Consider the following 21391-nt stretch of genomic DNA (forward strand, 5'->3'; position numbering starts at 1 on the left):
CGTGCTCCTTAATCTTGAGACAGTTTAGTGAAACGAAGGTTTAGTAATGCAAGTCCACCAACCAATAGGAAAATAAGCGTTGCGATTGCACTTGCTAGACCGAAGTCTTGACCGCCGCCGCCTTCGAATGCAATTCGGTAGGTGTAGCTTACAAGCAAGTCTGTGTAACCCGCTGGCTCTGAGGTGCCAATCATGTTCGGGCCACCGTTCGTCAATAGTTGAATCATTACAAAGTTATTGAAGTTAAAGGCAAACGCTGCAATCAATAGCGGTGTAAGCGGCTTAATCATCAATGGGAATGTAATACGCTTGAAGTTATCAAGGAAGTTCGCACCATCAATCGCTGACGCTTCGTACAAATCATCAGGAATCGCTTTTAGTAGACCCATACATAGAATCATCATGTAAGGGAAACCTAGCCACGTGTTAACCATCAACACCATGGTTTTCGCAAGAATTGGGTCAGAGAACCAGTTCGGGCTTAAGCCGAAGATATTCTCAAGCACCATGTTGATCTCACCAAAGCTCTGGTTGAATAGACCTTTAAAGATAAGAATCGAGATGAATGCTGGTACTGCGTAAGGCAGAATCAGTAGAACACGATAGATTGAACGACCTTTTAGCTCTTCCCATTGCACGATATTCGCAAGTACAAGCCCGATAACAAGTGTGAACGCTACGGTACATACCGAGAAGATCACCGTCCAAATAAAGATGCTGATGAATGGTTCTTTAATACCATCATCTTTCCAAACACGTTCAAAGTTATGTGTACCAATATTAACCACAAAGCCCGGGGAGATTGTGTTACCAGTAAACTCACCATTGGCATCAACAGGTTGATAGAAACCCTCTTCCATATTTGGCTTGAGAACTTCACCCGTTTCATTGTTGATTAACGTTTGTTCATCGTCTTGTAGCGTGTAAAGCGGAGCAACAGAAGCAAACTTACGTAAGCCACTCATGCGGATGTCGTCACCGTTAGGCAGATGGAAATCAACCGCATTAATCGCAGCACGGTTTTGGATGATCGCTTTGATCTTCTCTTTCTCACCTTGTGCAGACTCAATTGCAGATAGGTCCATCTCTGTTGCACTCATATCTTCAAATGAAAATACGTCTGTTGCTAACAGCTGGTCGCCATCTTTAACAACGATCTGGTGACCGTCATCAGTCTTGTACAAAGTAAATGGGTAGCTCTCACCGCTTTGGAATGAGCGATCTAAAAGAACGGTTTGAGTACGCTCTAGAGACAGTTGGTTTTTTGCGCTGTAGTTAGTGAACGCAAGCCCGACGGTATAAGCCAATGGAAAAAGAATGAACAAGATCATTCCGGCAATACCCGGATAAATATAACGGTGGGCGTAAGTTTTCTTACTGCCAAAAATGTAAAGTGCCAAAGCCGTTAAAATCACAGTAAGCAACGCAAAAGCGAGCTCACCGCGTGAATACATTAGAATTGTAGCGTAGCCGTTAATTAAGCCAACACTACCAAGCAACCCCCATTTGATGAAGACGCTTTTACTGCCTAGAAGGCTTGATGGTGCTGGGATAGCATCTGTACCTTGAACTGACTGCATAGAGGAACCTGCTAGCGATATAGATAAAAAATAGAAAAGTAAGGAGAGGTTACCCTCTCCTTAAAAGGTAGTGCTTGGTTGTTACTTAGTCATACGACCTTCAGCAGCTTTTAGTGCTTGGTCTACTGTTTGACGGCCGTCAACTACGTTACCGATCGCTTCTTCCATGCTGTACCAGAACGTTGTGAACTGAGGAATGTTAGGCATGATTTCGCCATTCATCGCGTTGTCCATTGTTGCTGCAATGCGAGTGTCGCTGTCTAGTTGACGTTGGAAAGAGTTAAGAGCAACAGCGCCTAGTGGCTTGTCGTCATTCAGGCTCTTCATACCTTCATCAGTTAGTAGGTAGTTTTCCATGAACTCAACAGCTAGGTCGCGGTTTGGAGAAGCAGAGCTGATACCACCAGCCCATACACCAACGAAAGGCTTAGACGCTTTACCGTTGAACTTAGGTAAAGTTGCTACGCCGTAATCGATGCCAGCTTTCTTGATGTTTTCCCAACCCCAAGGGCCGTTGATTGTCATTGCAACGTTACCCGCAACAAATTCAGACTCAGCAACTGAGTAATCCATGTCTGCAGAGATAACTTTGTCTTGTACCATTTTCTCGATGAAACCTAGAGACTTCTGAACACCGTCAGTCGCTACGCCCGCATCTTTAATGTCGTAACCTTCTGCAGTCTGTTTGAATGCGTAACCGCCGTCAGCTGCAAGTAGAGGCCATGTGAAGTAAGCGCCGCCACGTAGAGGCCACATGATCGCTTTTTTGCCGTCTTTTTTAAGTTCAGCATCAAGTGCTGGGATTTCTTCCCAAGACTTAGGTGGGTTAGGAACAAGCGCTTTGTTATAAATTAGAGAAACTGACTCAACCGCTACTGGGTAAGCGATTGTTTTACCTTCGTATGAAACAGCGTCCCATGCGAAGTCTACGATACCTTCTTTAATTTCTTTAGAAGGTTTGATATCAACAAGAAGTCCCGCTTCTGCATAGCCGCCAAAACGGTCGTGTGCGTAGAAGATCATATCTGGGCCATCGCCAGCCGCTGCAACTTGAGAGAACTTCTCTTCTAGTTTGTCAGGGAAAGCCACTGTTACTTTAACACCAGTGTCTTCTTCGAAGCGTTTACCTACTTCAGCCATGCCTTCATAAGCTTTGTCACCACCTACCCAGATAGTTAGTTGTCCTTCTTCGATAGCAGCATTTGCACCAAAAGAACCCAGAGCAACTAATGTTCCTAGAGCTACAGCGCTTAGAGCGTTTTTCATGTGAATATCCTTTTTATATTTATACGTAGGGCACATCTACCAAGACGAGCCAGTTTTCAGGGCTTATGATCTGAGAAAATAGCCCCTAACTCATCATCCTAGCCACTACGCCCTAGCTATTATGGCTTAAAATCGTGATCGCCATCCGGTCAGATTAGAGATTAAAGTCACAAAACACATACTCACCGTGATCAACATCACCGTTATGTGGTGGATTTATTTGAACTGGATCGCCAATTATTAATAACCCCATTTATATACTCCTCCCCTACTACTCCCCCTCGTTAATTTTTCGTTGGGAGGATGTACCGTTACGCTAATTCACCGAAACTGCATTCATCCAAGAGTGGATAGTAAGAACCCTTTACCAGTAAGTGTTATGTTTAACAGCATTGTTCATTTAGTTGGCTTCACTGCCCGCTGTTGTCTTTAAAAAGCACGAGTTAAATCTGTGATTGAATCACGGGGGAGGTTTAACTCGATGTGGGGGAAATAGACACCAGTTTGGCTATGACGGGTGGGCTTGGTTAAAGAATCCAAGTCTCACCCACTTTTTTTCTTACTCACTCAATATTTACCAATTCCTACAGTTACTGCTGACCCAAAAATTTCTTATAATGATAAGCAGTAATACTTAAAATTTGATCGATCGAGGACAAGCTAGATGGCGAGTGTCACGTTAAAAAACGTTTATAAATCATATGGTGATGTAGAGATTTCTAAGGATGTAACCTTAGACATCAACGAAGGTGAATTCGTAGTATTCGTTGGACCATCAGGTTGTGGTAAATCGACGCTATTACGTTGTATCGCAGGTCTAGAGGACATTACGTCTGGTGATTTGTACATCGGTGACCAACGCATGAATGACGTTGAGCCATCAAAGCGTGGCGTAGGTATGGTATTCCAATCTTACGCGCTTTACCCTCACCTTAACCTTTACGACAACATGTCTTTTGGCCTTAAGTTAGCAAAAGCAGATAAAGCTGAGGTTGATAAACGCGTTGAGCATGCCGCTGAAATCCTTCAGCTTGGTCACTTACTAGAGCGCCAACCTAAAGCACTTTCTGGTGGTCAACGTCAGCGTGTTGCTATCGGTCGTACTTTGGTTTCTCAACCAAACGTATTCCTGCTTGATGAACCTCTATCTAACCTAGATGCTGCACTGCGTGTTCAAATGCGTTCACAGATTACTAAACTACAGCGCCAACTAGGTTGTACCATGATCTACGTTACCCACGACCAAGTGGAAGCGATGACAATGGCGGATAAAATCGTAGTTCTTGATGGTGGTCATGTATCTCAAGTCGGTAAACCACTTGACCTTTATCACTATCCGAAAAACCGTTTCGTTGCTGGATTTATTGGTTCACCTAAGATGAACTTCATGTCAGTACACATTGAACAAGCGGAAGCAGAACGCGTACAAGTTAAACTTTCAAATGGCATGACTTTCTGGATTCCAGTAGACGGTACGACTGTCAATGCTGGTGACCGTATGTCTCTAGGTGTTCGTCCTGAACACCTATTGTCTGCTGAAACAGGTGATGCAACGATTGAAGCTGAAGTTATGATGGTAGAGAAGCTAGGTAACGAAACACAAGTTTACCTAAACCTCGAAAGTGCAGACGCTGACGTTATCTATCGCCAGCCAGACACGTTGACGATTGAGTCTGGTGACAAGCTGTCGATTGGTATTCCAGCACACCGTTGTCACTTGTTCCATAGCGACGGTAGAGCATGTCGTCGTATGCACAAAGAGTACGGTACAGACTAATCGCTTAGCCTTTTTAAGATGTAACTTGCCCATATCCAATCCCTCTTACGTTGTAAGGGGGATTTTTTTCAATTTGGTCATTTATTCTTGGATTAATCTCACTTGCGTTCGGTTTGCTCTAGATACCTTTGCTAAAGGCAATAAAAAAGGCCTAGCATCGGCTAGACCTTCATCTGTTTATTCAAAGTGTAAACCCTACCAATCTCTTTAAACACTATTGAGCGTCTAGAGCTTATTGGCGTAACTCGAACTTATTGGCTCTACAGAAACCTAGTGAATTGGTGTATCACTTGTTTTGTTGAACTGACCAAAATGCTTTTCCAACACTTCAGGTGTTAGCTTGCCTTCCGCTTCTAGTCGCTTAAATTCAGCAACAATTGCTTTTTGCTCTTCAAGTGATGGCAGTTTTACTTCAGGCTCATCGCCCATCTCTTGAGTCATCTGCTCTAGTTCTTTTTCAAAATCGCTCATGATACTTACCTAAATATTAAACCTAACGAGATTTTACTCATTTACGCCCTATGATGCTAGAGCGATTAAATGCAAAGCCCGAAACCAGATCAATTGAACGTTAACTTAATGCGTGCTGTAAGCTTAAATGCGTGCTGTAAACATAAATGCTCATGGCAAATGGTAAATGGCAAACTGAGGCTCAGTTCAGCTCGAGTACTTAGGTCAACTAAAGTACTCAAGCCTACTTCAGCGACCCATTTCAATCGAAGTAACGGTTCCTAAATCAAAAGAGCCAGATTCACGATCAAATGAATCTAGCTCTTTTATTATGGTTAGTGGCCTAATCGCAATTAAAGCTTAAACGAGCCAACCATCTTATCTAGACGTGAAGAAAGGTCTCGAAGCTCTTGGCTTGCTTCAGCAAGTTGCTCAGCAGTGCCTGTTGTCACTTCGTTGATCGCGTTGATTTCTTCGATGTTCTGGTTGATGGTGTGAACTACCGTTGATTGCTCTTCGGTTGCCGTTGCAACTTGAGTGTTACGGTCAGTAATATCAACGATACGGTCTGAAATGCCACCCAAAACGTCTACTGCTTCGTCCGATGCCGACACACCTTCAAGCGTAATAACCTTACCTGCACTCATCGCAGATACTGCATCTTTTGCATCGCTTTGCAGTTGGTTGATCATCTTCTGAATCTCTTCCGTTGAATCTGCAGTGCGGCTTGCAAGGTTACGAACCTCATCCGCAACGACCGCAAAGCCACGACCTTGCTCACCCGCACGTGCCGCTTCAATCGCAGCGTTCAGTGCCAACAAGTTAGTTTGGTCTGAAATATCACGAATTACACCCAAAATTGAGCCGATATCTTGCGTCGTAGAAGCAAGCTGCTCAACCACTTGACCTGTATTTTCAATATCTTGAGCTAAACGGCTAATCGCGTCTTTCGCTTTGTTTACCACAGAGCGGCCTACTTCAGTATTACCTGAAGCCTGCGTTGCCGTTTCCGCAGCCGTAGCCGCATTTGATGCAATCTCGCTGATGGTCATGCCCATTTGGTTAATGGCAGCCACCACTTGAAGCGTTTGATCACGTTGTTCTTGGCTGTTGTCGTGAGTGATATGCGCTTTATTTGACACACTCTCCGCCGCAACTTGAAGCGCTTGGCTGGTAGAACACACTTCTTTCATCGACTCGTGAATCTTCTCAATGAATCCATTAAAGCCCTTAGAAAGCTGTGCGATTTCATCGTTGCCTTTCACTTCGATACGCTGCGCCAGATCGCCATCGCCTTCGCCAAGGTCACCGAATCGCTTAGCCAGAAGTTTAATTGGTTGAGTAATACTGTTTGCTAGCACTACGCCCATTAGGATAAACACTAAAGCCACGATAGCCGTCATGATCAGCATCTTCTGCGCAGTCGCATCGAGCTCAGCAAACACTTCATCGGTTGGTACCACACCAATAACGAACCAGTCCATTGACGACACATACAAGCTCGCCACGAATAGCTCTTGCCCTTGGCTTTCAGTGGTAATCAGATTGAAGCCCGACTTGTTCAATAGTTGGCTTGATTGAGGGCCGTAAAGTTGTTGAAGTGAAGAATCACTACGAGAGCGCTCACGGTGAATTTGTACATCACCTTGGCTATCGGTCAAAAATACAAAGCCGGTATTCTCAATCTTGAAGCCATTAAGCAGGCTTACCATGTCGTCCATCGATTTAGATAAACCTGACATCGCTAAACCAGAAGGCTGCTGATAGTTAGCGAACATCTTCACCTCACCGTTGGCTTCTTGGAACATGCTCACCATGGTCGACTGGCCAGATTGAGTAAAGCCAAAGAACCAACCATCTTGTTGTTGGTTTAGCTGACGCAAGAAGCCATTTTGGTTCCAGTAATAAGCCGTTTGACGGTTTGCTACCGAAGCATCATTCAGTTGGTATTGGTTGCGAACATTGTTCAGTTGTTTAACCAACTTATTCTCTAATGCTGCATCACGATCTGTCGATTCGATAGCGTCAGAAATAAATTCATTCGAAGCAATTTGCTCCGCAGCTAACAATAACTGAGAGACTTCACGATCAATTTCACCATTGATTCGCTCTAGCATTCCGGGAAGCTCAATATCGATCAATCGATGACTTAATACATCTCTCGCTTGTTGTTGCGCCATTGCACCAACAATAACCGTGGATGCAAGAACCGCAAAAGTAATACCAAGTACAACTTTTTGCTTAATACTCAGAGAGTTAGTTTTGAACATATTTGGACCTTTAAAAAGAATCGCTCATTATTAGTAGACCTTAAACAGGACTTTGTTAGTGCGTCCCAACAAAGCGATGCACAACCTGAGTGATATATCGGCCAAAACCAATAAAACTAGAGACTTTTCTCTCAAAAAAACTGCAAATGCGATGTAACAACTCAATCATTTTCTTTTTGGATAAAGATTAACTAGCTAAATGCGATCCCATTTTTATTATTCACCCTTATTATTTAACCCTTTAAGCTTCATCTGAGTCAGGCAACATCACACCGTTGAGCTTTGTTGTAAAAAAAGCAATTGATATGGTAAAAATCATGACTTAGTCGCGTTTTTCACTAACCACTTGTAAATCATTCCATTTTTGGAAAAATAAATTACGCCGATTTACTGGAACTTTTTACTAGTAATCAGTGACCAATACTCAAAATAAGAATCAAATGGTACCCAGAGAGTCCAAAAATGCATAAAAATAACTTCGAAATCCTTCAAAACTATCTAGAGTCTCAAATCATTGGTCAGCAAGAGCTCGTTAAGCAACTGATGATCGCCTTATTGGCAGATGGTCATATTCTTGTTGAAGGGCCTCCAGGGTTGGCAAAAACCCGCGCGGTAAAATCACTAGCTGACTGTGTCGAGGGAGATTTTCACCGTATTCAATTTACCCCTGACCTATTGCCTGCCGACCTAACTGGTACCGATATTTTCCGTCCAGAAACGGGAGAGTTCACCTTCCAATCTGGACCGATTTTTAACTCGTTAATTCTAGCGGATGAGATCAACCGTGCTCCGGCGAAAGTACAAGCCGCTATGTTAGAAGCTATGGCTGAGAAGCAGGTGACCGCAGGTCGAAAAACCTATGCTCTACCGGACCTGTTTTTGGTAATGGCAACGCAAAACCCGATTGAGCAAGAAGGTACTTACCCGCTACCAGAAGCTCAATTAGACCGTTTCTTGCTGCATTTAGAAGTGGCTTATCCAGACATGGAAAGTGAACTTGAGATCTTGCGCCTAAACAGAGGCGAAGCTCAAGGCAACCAACCTGTTCAACCAGAGCCTATTTCTCAACAAACGATCTTTGAAGCTCGCCAAGAAGTGCTCAACATTCATATGGCAGACACCATTGAGCAGTACATTATTCGACTGGTTATGGCGACTCGCCAACCTAAGCAATACAGCGACCAACTTGATCAATGGTTAGATATGGGTGTCAGCCCACGTGCAACTATTGCTTTAGACCGATGTGCCAGAGCGCACGCATGGCTAGCAGGCCGCGATTACGTAACACCGCAAGATGTTCAAGCGATGGCATTCCCTGTATTACGCCACCGTCTACTTCGCAGTTACCACGCACAAGCTGAAGGGGTTACGGCCAATCAAGTAATTACACACCTTATCTCACTGGTTGGCAGCGCATAGGTGGTACGCGTATGAATAATCAACTACCCAACCATAGTGACGGTGTCACGTTGAATCTGGACGAACTGCTGCAATACAAAGCGCAATCTGTTCGATGGTTGCCTCCAGCCAAGAGTCTTTGGTCGCAGCTTAACGGTCAACACGAGAGCAACCGTAAAGGTCGCGGGATGAACTTCTCTGAGGTTCGTCAATATCAGGCGGGCGACGATATCCGCAGCATTGACTGGCGAGTAACGGCGAGAACCGGAAAGGCGCATACTAAGCTGTTCTCCGAAGAAAGAGAACAGCCAGTGATTTTGTTCTTAGATCTGTCGAGCAGTATGATTTTCGGCTCAACCTTGTTGCTTAAATCGGTTCAACTCGCGCACTTTGCCAGCCAACTTTGTTGGTTAACCGTCGCTCAAAAAGACCGTATTGGCGCAGTGATAGATACTGGCCAAGAGATCATTGAGATTAAACCAAGTGCTAGCAACCACGCTCCGCTGCGTATTTTACAAAAAGTCATAGAAATCAATAACGCAGCACTGACCAACCAAGACAATCACAGCGACACAACCTTAGAGCATGGGCTGAGGTCTCTACAGCAACTCTGCCCGAAAGGCAGTGATATTATTATCCTTAGTGACTTCGTCCGTTACCGAGAAAGTGACTACTCACTTATCAGCCAAATTCGCAGGCACAATAGAGTGCGTCTAGTTCATTTTTACGACCCTTTGGAGCAAGGTGAAACTACCTACAAAGGATCTAAACAGGTGACCGATGGCGACAAAACTCAGTGGTTCAACTTCTCTTCCAATAAAGAAAAGGAAAAGCTTAACCAAGCGTTTTCATTAAAGAAGCGGCAGTTGCAGAAACTTGGTTTATCTCTCGCGATACCTTATAGCTCTCTGTCTAGTGCGCAGTCACTAATGAGCCAGATATCAGGATCTCAGTCATGAATCAGTCCTTAGATTTAAGCCCAGTCATTGCACCAGATGCACCGAGTTGGTGGCCTTTAGCGTGGGGCTGGTGGGCGGTAATTATCACGGGCATCGTTCTGATCGCCTTAGTATTTTTCATTGTAAAACGCAGACAAAAGAACCTGCACGCGAAGAACGAAGCACTTGCTTGCTTTCGTAATAGTCAGCCTTCAAATACCTTGCCTCCGAGTGCAGCTCAAGACATCGTTCGTCGGGCAGCACTAAGCTATTTCCCACGCGAAAAAGTGGCAGGCTTATCTGGTGATGATTGGTTGACGTTCTTAGATGCACAATTAGCAAAGCCGTTATTTTCCGAAAAACAGTCACTTTGGCAGCAAGCGCTCTACCAAGATGCAGCCTTGATGACCGACGAACAGAAAAAGGCTCAACAGCAATTGGTTAATGACTGCGAAACCTGGCTTCGAAAAGCCCTTCCTCCAAAGCGAGGTCGTTATGAATGATTTTCTAAACTCTATGTTTCTAAGTAGGGGTTTATTAGATGTGGAGTTTGTTTGGGGGTGGATACTGTTTCTAGCGCCCCTGCCGATCCTTGTTTACCTATTCTCACCAAAATCAGAATCAAGCAGCGCTCTAAGGCTTCCATTTTTGCCCGAGGACAGCAATACCAAAACGCCGAGCAGTCGCTTACCTAAAACCTTGTCGGTCATCATCTGGCTTTTATTGGTAACAGCCATGGCACGCCCAGTTTGGTACGGTGAACCGGTTGAGTTTCAGCCGAAACACCGTGATTTGATGTTGGTTGTCGACCTCTCCTACTCGATGAGCCAAGAAGACATGCAATTCAATGGCGAATACATCGATCGCTTATCTGCGGTGAAACATGTATTGAGTGACTTTATTGAGCGACGAAAAGGCGACCGAGTCGGATTGGTGCTATTTGCTGATCACGCCTACTTGCAGACGCCACTTACGTTAGATAGAGATACGCTTTCACAACAACTCAATCAGGCTGTGCTAAAGCTGATTGGTACTCAAACTGCGATCGGTGATGGAATTGGCCTCGCTACCAAAACCTTTGTCGATAGCGATGCGCCTCAGCGTGTAATGATTCTACTCAGTGACGGCAGTAATACTGCAGGGGTATTAGACCCACTAGAAGCCGCGGATATTGCAAAGAAATACGACGCGACGATTTACACCGTAGGTGTCGGTGCGGGTGAAATGATGGTCAAAGAGTTCTTCATGACTCGTAAGGTCAATACCGCTCAAGACTTGGATGAACGCACTCTAATGGAAATCGCCAAACGCACTGGCGGTCAATACTTCCGTGCACGAGACAGCAAAGAACTGGCAACGATTTACGACACCATCAATCAGTTAGAGCCCGTGACGAACGCCACTAAGATATGGCGACCGCAACAAGAGTGGTTCGTATGGCCACTGTCTGCGGCAATGTTCTTCGCATTTATGCTGTTAGCCATTAGGAGAAACAATGTCTAACTTTACTTTTATCTACCCTTATTGGTTCTTGGCGCTTGCCGCGCTACCCGCTATTTGGTGGCTTAGCAAAAGACAATCTAAGCAAGGATTATTGGCGTCACACATCGCCCGTTATCTGGCTCCTGAATCGAATAAACCATCGAAGAATCGCAGTACTTATTTCGGTATTTGGTGGCTGGTCGGTGTGATTGCACTAGCTGGACCAAGCTTTGAAAAAAACGAACAACCAAGTTTTGAAAAAACGCAGGCGCGAGTTGTGATAATGGATATGTCGATGTCTCTGTACGCCACAGATATTAAACCGAACCGTTTAACACAGGCACGATATAAAGCTTTGGACCTGCTTTCATTATGGAATGAAGGCCTAACAGGAATGGTGGCCTACGCTGGGGATGCTTACACCATTAGTCCGCTAACGTCTGACATCAACACCATCAAGAACTTAGTTCCTAACCTATCTCCGGAGATCATGCCATTCCAAGGCGGTGATGCTACGTCAGCAGTCAAACTCGCCATTGAGATGATGACTCGCGCTCATATCTACCACGGCGACTTGGTGTTGATTGCGGATGATATCGACGACCAAGAGAAGCAAGAGATCGATTCCCTACTCTCAGGTGGCAATTGGACATTGTCGATTCTAGCGGTAGGAACGAAAAGCGGTGCGCCGATCTCTCTACCAAGCGGCTCGATGCTGAAAACCGACTCGGGACAAACCGTGGTCGCAAGAACCAACTTAAATAACATGCGTGAGCTTACACGCAGCTATGGTGGCACTTTTACTGAGGTTCAATTTGATAACTCAGATGTTGAGCACATTGCGAATTATCTCGACCGAATTGCTACGACATCAGAAGTCACCAAGACCAATAACTCACTCAATACCAGAGTTAACAACGGTTTCTGGCTATTGCCGTTTCTGTTACTTCCTGCACTTGGGCTATTTCGAAAAGGGGTCATTTGGTGTGGCCTAGCTGTGCTTGTCTCGTTCAGCCAACCGAATACTGCGTTTGCGAACCCTTGGAAAACCGATGACCAAGTGGGTTATCAGTTGTATCAAGATGAGGATTTTCAACAAGCCGCAGAACAGTTCGAACAGCAAGAATGGAAAGGCATTGCGCAATACAAAGCCGGTGATTTCGAAGCGGCCGAACAGACGCTACAAGGTCTTTCTGGCGAAGATGCTCGCTACAACCTAGCCAATGCACAAGCAAAGCAAGGCAAGTACGACCAAGCGATTGAAGAGTATCAACGTATTCTCGAAAGCAACCCTGACCATGCTTACGCGAAGAAGAACCTAGAAATCGTCGAACAGGCCCAGAAGCAACAGCAACAGCAACAGCAACAGCAACAGCAACAGCAACAGCAACAGCAACAGCAACAGCAACAGCAACAGCAACAGCAAGACGATTCTGAATCCAAAGACCAGAAAGACCAAAACCAGCAAGGTCAGCAAGGTCAGCAAAATGATTCTTCGCAAAGCTCGCAGGATCAAAAACAAAGCTCAGCTGACAATGGGAAGTCGCAAGATCAAAGTGAAAGCCAAGCTCAGAATACTGACCAAAGCCAAGCTGATAACCGCTCTGATTCCAAGACGGATGAAGAAAACGACAAGCAAGCTGTGCAACAAAACAAACCGGATCAAGCAGATAAACAGCCACAGGACAAAGGTGACGCAGCATCTCAGACTACACAAGCACAAAAAGCTGCAAAGGAAGACAGTGATAGCAATGCTCAACAAGCCGCAACACAAGTGTCAGGTCAGCCTATATCGAGCGATCCTGATATGCGAAAACTTGAGCAAGTAGAAAGCGCTCGAGATCCGAGCCAACTGCTTAAAGCGCAAATGATTCTACAAGCACGACAAAAAAGTGCTCCCAACAACCAAAACAAAAAGTGGTAACCATGCGATTTTTAAACAAGCCATTTTTATCAATACTACTGACACTGCTAATCGGTGTTTTCTCGTCACATTCTGTATTAGCAGCAACCGCTGTTGCCAGTGTTTCCCAAAACAGAGTGACCAAAGATGAAGTCTTCCTACTTAGAGTAGCGACCGATGAAAAAGTATCGTCCGGTGCTTTAGATCTATCCCCCCTTCAGAAGGATTTTTACGTCAGCACCCCAAGATTTGGGTCGTCGATGCGAATCGTAAATGGCAGCCGTACTGTGTCTAGCGAATGGAATATTACCCTTGCCCCACTTCGATTAGGCCGATTTGAGATTCCTAGCTTTGATATTGACGGCGCAAAAACCCAACCGATCACCATCAACGTTTCGGTTAATAAAGCCGCTCCAAAGCAGAGTGATATGGCCGAGTTTCAACTTAATCTGAGTAAAGACTCGCTGTACCCTCAAGAGGTCGCGGAGCTTGATGTAAAACTCATCATTAAGGCTGATCCTAGAAGACTGCAAGATCCTAAAATTGCGCCGCCAAGTTCAGCGCAATTAGATGTGGAACCAATTGGAGAGTCAAAGCAATTTCAAGATGTTATCAACGGACAAGAAGTCACGGTTGTTCAGCAATCTTTCCATATATCGTCACAACAAGCAGGGCAATTTAAACTGCTTGGACCGAAGTTAACAGGAGCGGTTGTTTACTCAACCAACAACTCAAGTAAAACACGCCTTTTCCAACTCGATACACCTGTCGAAACCCTAGATGTAACCGTGAAAAACGTGCCAAAAGGCTATCGAGGTGAGTGGTTACCCACATCGAACTTCAAGTTGATTCAGAAGTGGTCAGATAGCCAAGGTAACGAGTTAACACGTAACCAAGGTTTAGGCAGTGATAGCAAGCCACTTGAAATGGAAGCGGGTGATTCTTTAACTCGAACCATCACCATGACAGCCAGTAATTTGACCCAGCACCAATTGCCAAAGCTGAACATTCCCTACCCTAAATCGGTACGTGTTTATGAAGAGAAACCTCAATTTGGCACCACCCAATCCGGTGATGCTGTCGTTGTCTATAAGCAGGTACTAATCCCTAAGGAATCAGGAAGCATCTCTCTGCCTGATGTTTCTCAAGCTTGGTTTAACACAGACTCACAATCACAAGAAACCAGTAAAGCTCTTGGTCTTGAGTTGTCGGTTCAGGCAAGTGAACGCGCTAGCTCAAGCTCGCCAGATCCTGTTATGGAGACACCAACTCAACAAGTTAGCCCGACGATTGTTACCGTTGATAACCCAGGAATATGGCCTTACCTAACCGCGCTGTTCGCTGCCTTGTGGTTAATCAGCTCTGCGGTTGCGTTGTACTTCTGGTCACACCGCGGTACCGCAGTAAAACCAAAGCACCAAGATGAACGTCAATCAGATGCAGAAAAAGCGCTTATCACAGCTCTGAAAGCGAAAGATGGGGTGGTGACGAGAACCTTGTTTGAGCAGTGGCAAACAGAAAACCCAGACTTGAGTAGTGAGACGTTACAAGCAATTGAAACCGAGCTCAATAAGCTCAACCAAAGCCTCTATGCAGAAGCTGGGGCACCAAGTCAGTCATGGGATCCTACTCAAGCAATCAAAGCAGTTAAGAAGCCAAAACGCATGTTGAGCAAAGCACACAAGAGCGCATTAGAAAGGCTTTAATTAACCAGCGATCTAAGTAAGCAGAACGCTAGTTAAGCAGAACGCTAGTTAAGCAGAAAATCTAAGTAAGTAAAAGGAACGAAGCCGTGATGACCACATTGTGATCATCACGGCTTCATTCGTTTTTAAGAGCGGAAAAAATAAATACCACACTAAGTCAGTGGCGTCGCAACCTTTCTTCGCTTTAAAGCAGAGACAATTCTATTTCGCCCTGAATCTTTAGCTTGATACAAGGCCTTGTCTGCCTTTCCATACAATAGATCGAAATCGAACTGGTGTTGATCAGAGGTGATCGACGCATAACCGACAGACGCAGTTAAATATTGGCTGGTAGTACTTTCACAATGGAGGATCTTTGCCTCTTCAATACATCGACGAATCGACTCAGCTCGCTGCTTGGTTGTCGCATGACTGGTTCCGATCATCAATAACATAAACTCCTCGCCTCCAATTCGGCAGAAAGTTTCTTTATCGCTGTATACATGATCGTTTAATATTTTACCGATCGTACGCAGAGCAGCGTCACCTTCAGTGTGGCCATAGACACTGTTGTATAAACCAAAGTGATCAAGGTCGACGAGAATTAACCCAAATGTGACATCTTGTTGTGAGGCAAATGCACGCTGCTCGTCACAATTCAAATCCTCTAAAACCTGAGTCAACATACGCCGATTGCCAAGGCGAGTCAGAGGATCGAGCTTAGAAATAACTTCCAACTGTTCGTTCGCCAACTCCAACTCCTTAGTTCGTTTGCTGACTTCCTGTTCAAGTGTCTCATTGAGCTTTTTAAGCTCCTCTTGTGCCATCGTTCTTTGCAATACTTCAGCAAGGCTAGAGGCAAAGATACGTATCACTTCGCGTAATTGTGACGTTAAAGGGCTTCGGGTCAGTAAGTTATCTGCCGCAATGAACGCAATCGGATCGCCCGTATTGGTGGTGAGCATGGTCATGGCCGTCCAACCGACACCCACAATATTGAAGTCGTGATAGATAGGAACTGACTCTTCAAAGGCAACTTGATTCGGACAGGCCCGAGCGGCAGCAACAATATCACGCTCCACAAGCTCAGAGCGGTAGTAAGACTCATCGACAATATCGCCTTTAATATCAGTGCCCCAAGTACCTTGCATGTAACTGCAATTTTTATCGGTGAGAAAAACAGCCAGTCGGTCGATGCCTAGGTGCTGAATAGCAAAACTTACCGCTGACTTACACACTTCGCTGACAGTATCACAACGAGATAACTCAACCATGCTTGAATGAAGCATCCGTATGTTCTGCTCTTGGCGTTTGCGAATGTAGATCTGAGAAAGAAGTGAACCAAATGACTCGAGCATCTGTTTTTGATAATTGGTAATGGGTGAACGGTGGATGTAGTTGTCCATCGCGATCCAGCCCACAGGTTTATCCCCTTCGCGCAAGATAAGCATGCCATTCCAGCCCTGCCCGACCACTTTTCCTTCTGTATAGAGGGGAGCTTGTTCAATGATAACCAAATTGGTGTGGTTGTCCGACAATGCCTCTATGTATTCTGCTTCTAACTGATGCAAGTCGTACTGAGTATGATGCTCACTGTTTGTCATCCCTGCTTCATCAGTACCATACGTCCCGCTAAAGCAGCGCTTTTTCATATCAAGTAACATGAAAATCGCACGATCAAACCCAAGCCTATCTCGAACCGCCTCGACTGAAGCTTTATACAGCGCATCTAAAGATTCAGGGTTAGAGAGGTCTAATGCTACCTGATGGACCAATTTCATGTTATCGACAAACAACTCACGTAACTTAATCTCATCGAGATATTGAGCCTCACGTGTGTCTCTGTGTTTTATCTCAGTGGCAGCATTCTTTTCTGCTCGAATACACTGCCAACGCGCGGCGGCTAGCTGAAGGACATCAAGCCCTTGGTCAAAAGTTTGATTGACCTTTTCTGCATTGCAATTTTGAACAATTAAATAAGTTCTACAGGCAGGCGCATTATCAAGCATCATGATAAATGACTCACCACCCAATACATCCATGTGTTCCCACTTACACGTATTAATTGCCATAGGAAGTACACCGTCGGCGGTGTCAAATTGTGAAACCCAAGGCCAAAAGGTTGAGGGATAGTTTGCAAGAGAGGTTAATTCACCACAGGAGAACATTGGTAAAAAGCCGCTTTTCGTCGTTGGCTCAGAAAATATTCCAACCCCTTTAGGAGTCAGTACCTCGACAAGGTAATCAAAAAGAGATTCAGCCAATAAACGGTGGTCGCGCGTAGCAGATATTTGTTTTGCAAAGGCTTTAACAGGCACAGCTTCCGTCCATTGGCTATAAAGAATAAAGCAAAAATACAGAAGCCTTGATATGCAATCAATATAACTAAAAATGAGATGTTAAGCGGGTCGCAATTTCACTTTTAACATTATCACAAGCATGAGAAGGACTACAAAAATGGGATTTCCTGCCCAAAATCTCATCGACATTGGGGCTGTTATAAAGACATAAAAAAGCCCCACGTAAAGTGGGGCAAAACTTCCATCGCTTATAGTTATAGTGATAATTCTGTCGATCGATTCGATTATCTAACCTGCGTTTCAGTTAGCGTGCTCTGGTATTTGACAGCTAAAACAAAAGGTCAAATACAGCACTTGAATAATCAATTAACCAAAGTCACCGTTTACGTAACCTTTAGTACGATCATCTTTTGGTTCGCTGAAGATAACACTCGTTTCGTTGTGTTCTACAAGCTCGCCCATAAGGAAGAAAGCAGTACGGTCTGAAATACGACGCGCTTGTTGCATTGAGTGCGTTACGATAACGATAGTAAAATCTTTCTTCAGATCTTCCATCAACTCTTCAATCTTGTGAGTCGCGATTGGATCCAAGGCTGAGGTTGGTTCATCCATCAAAATCACGTCAGGTTGCATCGCGATCGTGCGAGCAATACACAGACGTTGTTGTTGACCACCAGATAAACCAAATGCGTGAGCTTTAAGACGATCTTTCACTTCATCCCACAATGCAGCTCCACGAAGCGAACTTTCAACTACTTCATCAATATGCTTTTTATCTTTAATACCCTGAGCACGTAAGCCGTAAGCGACATTTTCGTAAATGCTCATTGGGAACGGGTTTGGCTTTTGGAAAACCATACCCACCCTGATACGCAGGTCTGCAACATCAATATTGCCGTAAATGTTGGTGCCATCCATCTCAAGAAGACCAGTAATCTTCACACCTTCAATGAGATCATTCATGCGGTTCAGACAACGCAATAACGTTGATTTACCACAACCAGATGGGCCAATCAAAGCGGTAACTTGACGCTCTGGCACTGGTAAATTGATTGATTTAAGTGCTTGATTATCGCCGTAAAAAAGGTCTAGGTCTTTAATGTTAAATTTGTTCATGTTCATAATCTCGTAATTCGTCAAAGTCTGTACTGTGTTTGTTTTAAGAGCTCATTTAGCTCAAGAAAACCCTGCTTAGTAAGTTGCAGTATTAAAACGTCTTGCGATCAACTTGGTAAATGTGTTGATCAGCAGTACAAGAACAATCAGTACTGTTGCTGTGCCGTATGCTTGATTCCATTCTTCAATGGTAAACAGTTCTGTGGTTAGCTTATATAAGTGAACAGTTAGTGTTCGGCCAGAATCCATCAATGAATCTGGGATACGAGCAACCATACCAGCGGTCAGGAATACGGGTGCTGATTCACCAATAACACGACCAATACTCAGAATAATTGAAGTGATGATGCCTGGCATTGCACTTGGAAGAATCAAACGCCAGATCGTGTAGATTTTAGATGCACCTAAACCATATGAGCCTTCACGATAAGTTTGAGATACTGCCATTAATGCTTCTTCAGTGGTACGAATAATCACAGGAAGAATCAGGATACTCAATGTCAACGCGCCAGATAGGATAGAGAAACCTAAACCTAAGATAGCTACGAAGAATGTCATACCAAACAAACCGAAGATGATCGACGGGATACCCGCTAATGACTCAGTACAAAAACGTATGATTTTAACAAGTTTACTACCCACTTTTGCGTATTCAGTCAAATAGATTGCCGTCATGATACCCAGTGGTGCGGCAACCGCTATTGAAGCAAAAACCATATAGATAGTAGAGATGATCATCGGAAAAATACCGTGCTCATCGCCAGTACGAGTGTAGTCGTCAGTAATGAATTTCCAATCAACGTGCTGTAGGCCGTTAGAAAGGATGTACCACATAATCCAGAACAAGAAGCCCACAGTTAGAGCGGCAGCAGCCCAGATGAAGCCGCTTAACACGGCATCTTTACGTGCGCGAGCTTTCTTTAACGCGACTTTATTCATCGTCTTACCTTGAGAATTCGTAGGATTAGCTTGAGGTGTTACGTTATTTTCTAAAGACATAATGTTTACCTCGCCTTCTCACGGTTCAAGTAAAGGAGAATCGCATTAAGAGACATGATGAAGACAAGAAGAACAACACCCGTCGCGTATAGTGCACTTGCGTGAATGCCACTTGCGTAAGACATTTCAATCGCAATGTTTGCGGTTAGTGTACGAGCTGAATCTAAGATACCTTCAGGCATTGCTGGTGCATTACCCATCACCATGATGATTGCCATTGTTTCACCTAGCGCACGACCAATACCAAGAATCACACCCGTCATAATGCCAGAACGAGCAGCAGGAACGAGAAGCTTGAAGATGGTAAAAACCTTTGAAGCACCCAACGCTAAAGAGCCTTCTTTATACGTTCTTGGTACCGCGCGGATTGATGTTTCAGAAACCGTGATTACCGTCGGAAGGATCATCACACCCAGTACAATGATACCAGCCAAGATCGTGTTACCCGCAGGCACTTGAAATACGTTTTGAATCAGGGGAACGATAATGACTAGGCCGAAGAAGCCGTAAACTACCGAAGGAATACCCGCTAGCAATTCAACGGCAGGGCGAATGATATCCGCTAGACGCTTTGGCGCGATTTCAGCAATAAAGATTGCCGTTAAAACACCAATTGGTACACCAACCACTACCGCACCTAATGTCGATACGACAGATGCCACAATCATGGTAGCAACACCGTAAAGTGCTGGTGGTAGCCAGTTTTGCCCTAAAACGATGCCAGATAGGCCCGCTTCGCGGAATGCAGGGATACTTTCTCTAACGATGAAGTAAGCAATAACAGCAAGAGATACAATGCCGATAATTGCGCTTGTAAGAAATAAGCCGTGAAAAATACGCTCTTTCCAATCTACACGCTTCTTTTGACGTAAGCTGCGTTTCAGTTGAGTCGCTTCGCTATTCATAAGCTGTTCACTATTCGTTGCGATGGTCATAACAAGTCTCACATATCGATAATCCTTAACACGCTACGTGAGCGTAGGATTAACTCGAAGTGGGATAGAAAAGGCTCAGCCTGAAAAGGTAGGCTGAGCAATATTATTAATTTAGGTTTAGATTAGTTAACTGCGATGTAGCCTTTGCTCTCAACAAGAGACTGAGCTTCGTCAGTTAGCATCCAATCTAGGAATTTTTGAGCTTCAGCAGAAGGCTTGCCTTCTTTGTAAAGTACTAGGAAAGGACGAGCTACTTTGTAAGAGCCGTTCTTAACGTTGTCTACAGATGCTTCAGTACCGTCAATAGAAAGCGCGTTAACTGAGCTATCTACTGTACCTAGAGAGATGTAGCCGATTGCGTAAGGGTTAGATGCAACCATTGTTTTTAGTGCGCCGTTACCATTTGCAACTTGAGCACGCTGAGAGATTGCTGATACTTTTGTACCAGAAATTTTCATTTTTAGAGACATGATGTCTTCGAATGCACCACGAGTACCTGACGCTGTATCACGAGTGATTGCTACGATTGGCTTGTCTGCACCACCAACATCTTTCCAGTTTGTTACTTCGCCTTTGTAGATAGCCGTTACTTGCTCAGCTGTTAAACCTTCAAGGCCGTTCTTCGGGTTAACGACAACTGCGATACCGTCACGAGCAACAACTTCTTCAACGAGTGTTGTTTCTTTCTCGTCGTCTTTAAGGTTACGAGAAGACATACCTAAATCTGCACTGCCATTCTTAGCCGCTTTTACACCAGCAGAAGAACCAGGGCCTTGTACTTCAATAAATACGTTTGAATTCGTTTTCATGTATGTTTCAGAGAAAACTTCCATCAGTGGAGTCACGCTGCTTGAACCAACTGCTGAAATAGTTTCTTTAGCTGAAGCTGGAGTCACTGTTAGTGCACCTAGAAGAGCGATTGCACCGATAACTGTCTTTTTCATCACAAATTTCCTTTAGTGGCGTAATTGCCGTAATGTTGTGTTTTGCTTGAACGGTGCCCACTTTAGAATCTGAATGTGACAGTTGTGTTTCACTTAATTGAAGCCTATATGACAACTACAACTTATTTTCTTGTTTTCCCCTACCAAATAACCTTGAAGTAATAAATTAGCCTCACTCATAGGCACTGAATATTCATTCCAACCTATTTAAGCCAAACCGCTCAATATCTCGCCATCCCTTTTATTACCTAATACCACACAAGGTTCTGTGCTAAATAACCCTACCTTAAAAATGGCTAAAGACTTGTTTGTACGATAAATAATCAGAATTTATGAAATACCTATCGC

General features: G+C 44.4%; 16 protein-coding genes. 7 read left to right on the forward strand and 9 right to left on the reverse strand.

Features of this window, described 5'->3' with window-relative positions; genetic code table 11:
- Positions 1-8: 8 nt before the first annotated feature.
- Positions 9-1580 (reverse strand): maltose ABC transporter permease MalF, encoded by a 1572-nt coding sequence (gene malF / locus AACW75_RS16235; RefSeq protein WP_017074675.1) that lies wholly within the window; start codon positions 1578-1580, stop codon positions 9-11.
- An 81-nt stretch (positions 1581-1661) separates the two neighbouring features.
- Positions 1662-2846: a maltose/maltodextrin ABC transporter substrate-binding protein MalE gene (gene malE, locus AACW75_RS16240; protein WP_017074674.1), complete on the reverse strand. Its 1185-nt coding sequence runs from the start codon at positions 2844-2846 to the stop codon at positions 1662-1664.
- A gap of 664 nt (positions 2847-3510) precedes the next feature.
- Here malE and malK point away from each other — a divergent pair.
- Complete coding sequence (gene malK / locus AACW75_RS16245; protein ID WP_135454423.1) at positions 3511-4623, forward strand: maltose/maltodextrin ABC transporter ATP-binding protein MalK; 1113 nt, start codon at positions 3511-3513, stop codon at positions 4621-4623.
- Between the two features lie 270 nt (positions 4624-4893).
- Here the strand turns inward: malK and AACW75_RS16250 are convergent, their stop codons facing one another.
- Positions 4894-5094, reverse strand: coding sequence for a hypothetical protein (locus AACW75_RS16250; RefSeq protein WP_017065689.1), 201 nt, complete (start codon positions 5092-5094; stop codon positions 4894-4896).
- A gap of 332 nt (positions 5095-5426) precedes the next feature.
- Positions 5427-7343 (reverse strand): methyl-accepting chemotaxis protein, encoded by a 1917-nt coding sequence (locus tag AACW75_RS16255; protein WP_145568950.1) that lies wholly within the window; start codon positions 7341-7343, stop codon positions 5427-5429.
- A gap of 462 nt (positions 7344-7805) precedes the next feature.
- Between AACW75_RS16255 and AACW75_RS16260 the strand changes: the two genes are divergently transcribed.
- Genes AACW75_RS16260 through AACW75_RS16285 form a run of 6 tightly spaced genes read left to right on the forward strand, consistent with a single transcriptional unit; the run spans position 7806 to position 14770 of the window.
- On the forward strand, positions 7806-8762 hold the full coding sequence (locus AACW75_RS16260) for an AAA family ATPase (protein WP_017074671.1): 957 nt from the start codon (positions 7806-7808) through the stop codon (positions 8760-8762).
- 11 nt (positions 8763-8773) lie between these two features.
- Positions 8774-9700 (forward strand): DUF58 domain-containing protein, encoded by a 927-nt coding sequence (locus AACW75_RS16265; RefSeq protein ID WP_145568948.1) that lies wholly within the window; start codon positions 8774-8776, stop codon positions 9698-9700.
- Positions 9697-10182, forward strand: coding sequence for a DUF4381 domain-containing protein (locus tag AACW75_RS16270; protein WP_145568946.1), 486 nt, complete (start codon positions 9697-9699; stop codon positions 10180-10182). The genes AACW75_RS16265 and AACW75_RS16270 overlap by 4 nt, the downstream gene beginning before the upstream one ends.
- Positions 10175-11182 carry a vWA domain-containing protein gene (locus tag AACW75_RS16275; protein ID WP_145568944.1) on the forward strand — a complete coding sequence of 336 codons (1008 nt, stop codon included), beginning with the start codon at positions 10175-10177 and terminating at the stop codon, positions 11180-11182. The genes AACW75_RS16270 and AACW75_RS16275 overlap by 8 nt, the downstream gene beginning before the upstream one ends.
- Positions 11175-13085 (forward strand): VWA domain-containing protein, encoded by a 1911-nt coding sequence (locus AACW75_RS16280; protein ID WP_237297481.1) that lies wholly within the window; start codon positions 11175-11177, stop codon positions 13083-13085. The genes AACW75_RS16275 and AACW75_RS16280 overlap by 8 nt, the downstream gene beginning before the upstream one ends.
- Positions 13086-13087: 2 nt before the next feature.
- Positions 13088-14770, forward strand: a complete 1683-nt coding sequence (locus tag AACW75_RS16285; protein WP_145568940.1) for a BatD family protein — start codon at positions 13088-13090, stop codon at positions 14768-14770.
- A gap of 152 nt (positions 14771-14922) precedes the next feature.
- Here the strand turns inward: AACW75_RS16285 and AACW75_RS16290 are convergent, their stop codons facing one another.
- From AACW75_RS16290 to AACW75_RS16310, 5 genes are all read right to left on the reverse strand, one after another.
- The gene (locus AACW75_RS16290) at positions 14923-17067 is read right to left on the reverse strand and encodes a sensor domain-containing diguanylate cyclase (protein ID WP_145568938.1); all 2145 of its coding nucleotides are present in this window, start codon (positions 17065-17067) and stop codon (positions 14923-14925) included.
- A 348-nt stretch (positions 17068-17415) separates the two neighbouring features.
- Positions 17416-18165, reverse strand: a complete 750-nt coding sequence (gene pstB / locus AACW75_RS16295) for a phosphate ABC transporter ATP-binding protein PstB (RefSeq protein WP_017074664.1) — start codon at positions 18163-18165, stop codon at positions 17416-17418.
- Between the two features lie 75 nt (positions 18166-18240).
- Positions 18241-19104 (reverse strand): phosphate ABC transporter permease PstA, encoded by an 864-nt coding sequence (gene pstA, locus AACW75_RS16300; protein ID WP_029225008.1) that lies wholly within the window; start codon positions 19102-19104, stop codon positions 18241-18243.
- A gap of 65 nt (positions 19105-19169) precedes the next feature.
- Entirely contained in the window at positions 19170-20099 is a 930-nt protein-coding gene (gene pstC / locus AACW75_RS16305) for a phosphate ABC transporter permease subunit PstC (RefSeq protein WP_017074662.1), read from the reverse strand.
- A 122-nt stretch (positions 20100-20221) separates the two neighbouring features.
- Entirely contained in the window at positions 20222-21043 is an 822-nt protein-coding gene (locus AACW75_RS16310; protein ID WP_135454408.1) for a phosphate ABC transporter substrate-binding protein, read from the reverse strand.
- Positions 21044-21391 lie beyond the last annotated feature (348 nt).

Source organism: Vibrio sp. L3-7, assembly GCF_963898195.1.
Classification (GTDB): Bacteria; Pseudomonadota; Gammaproteobacteria; order Enterobacterales; family Vibrionaceae; genus Vibrio; species Vibrio echinoideorum.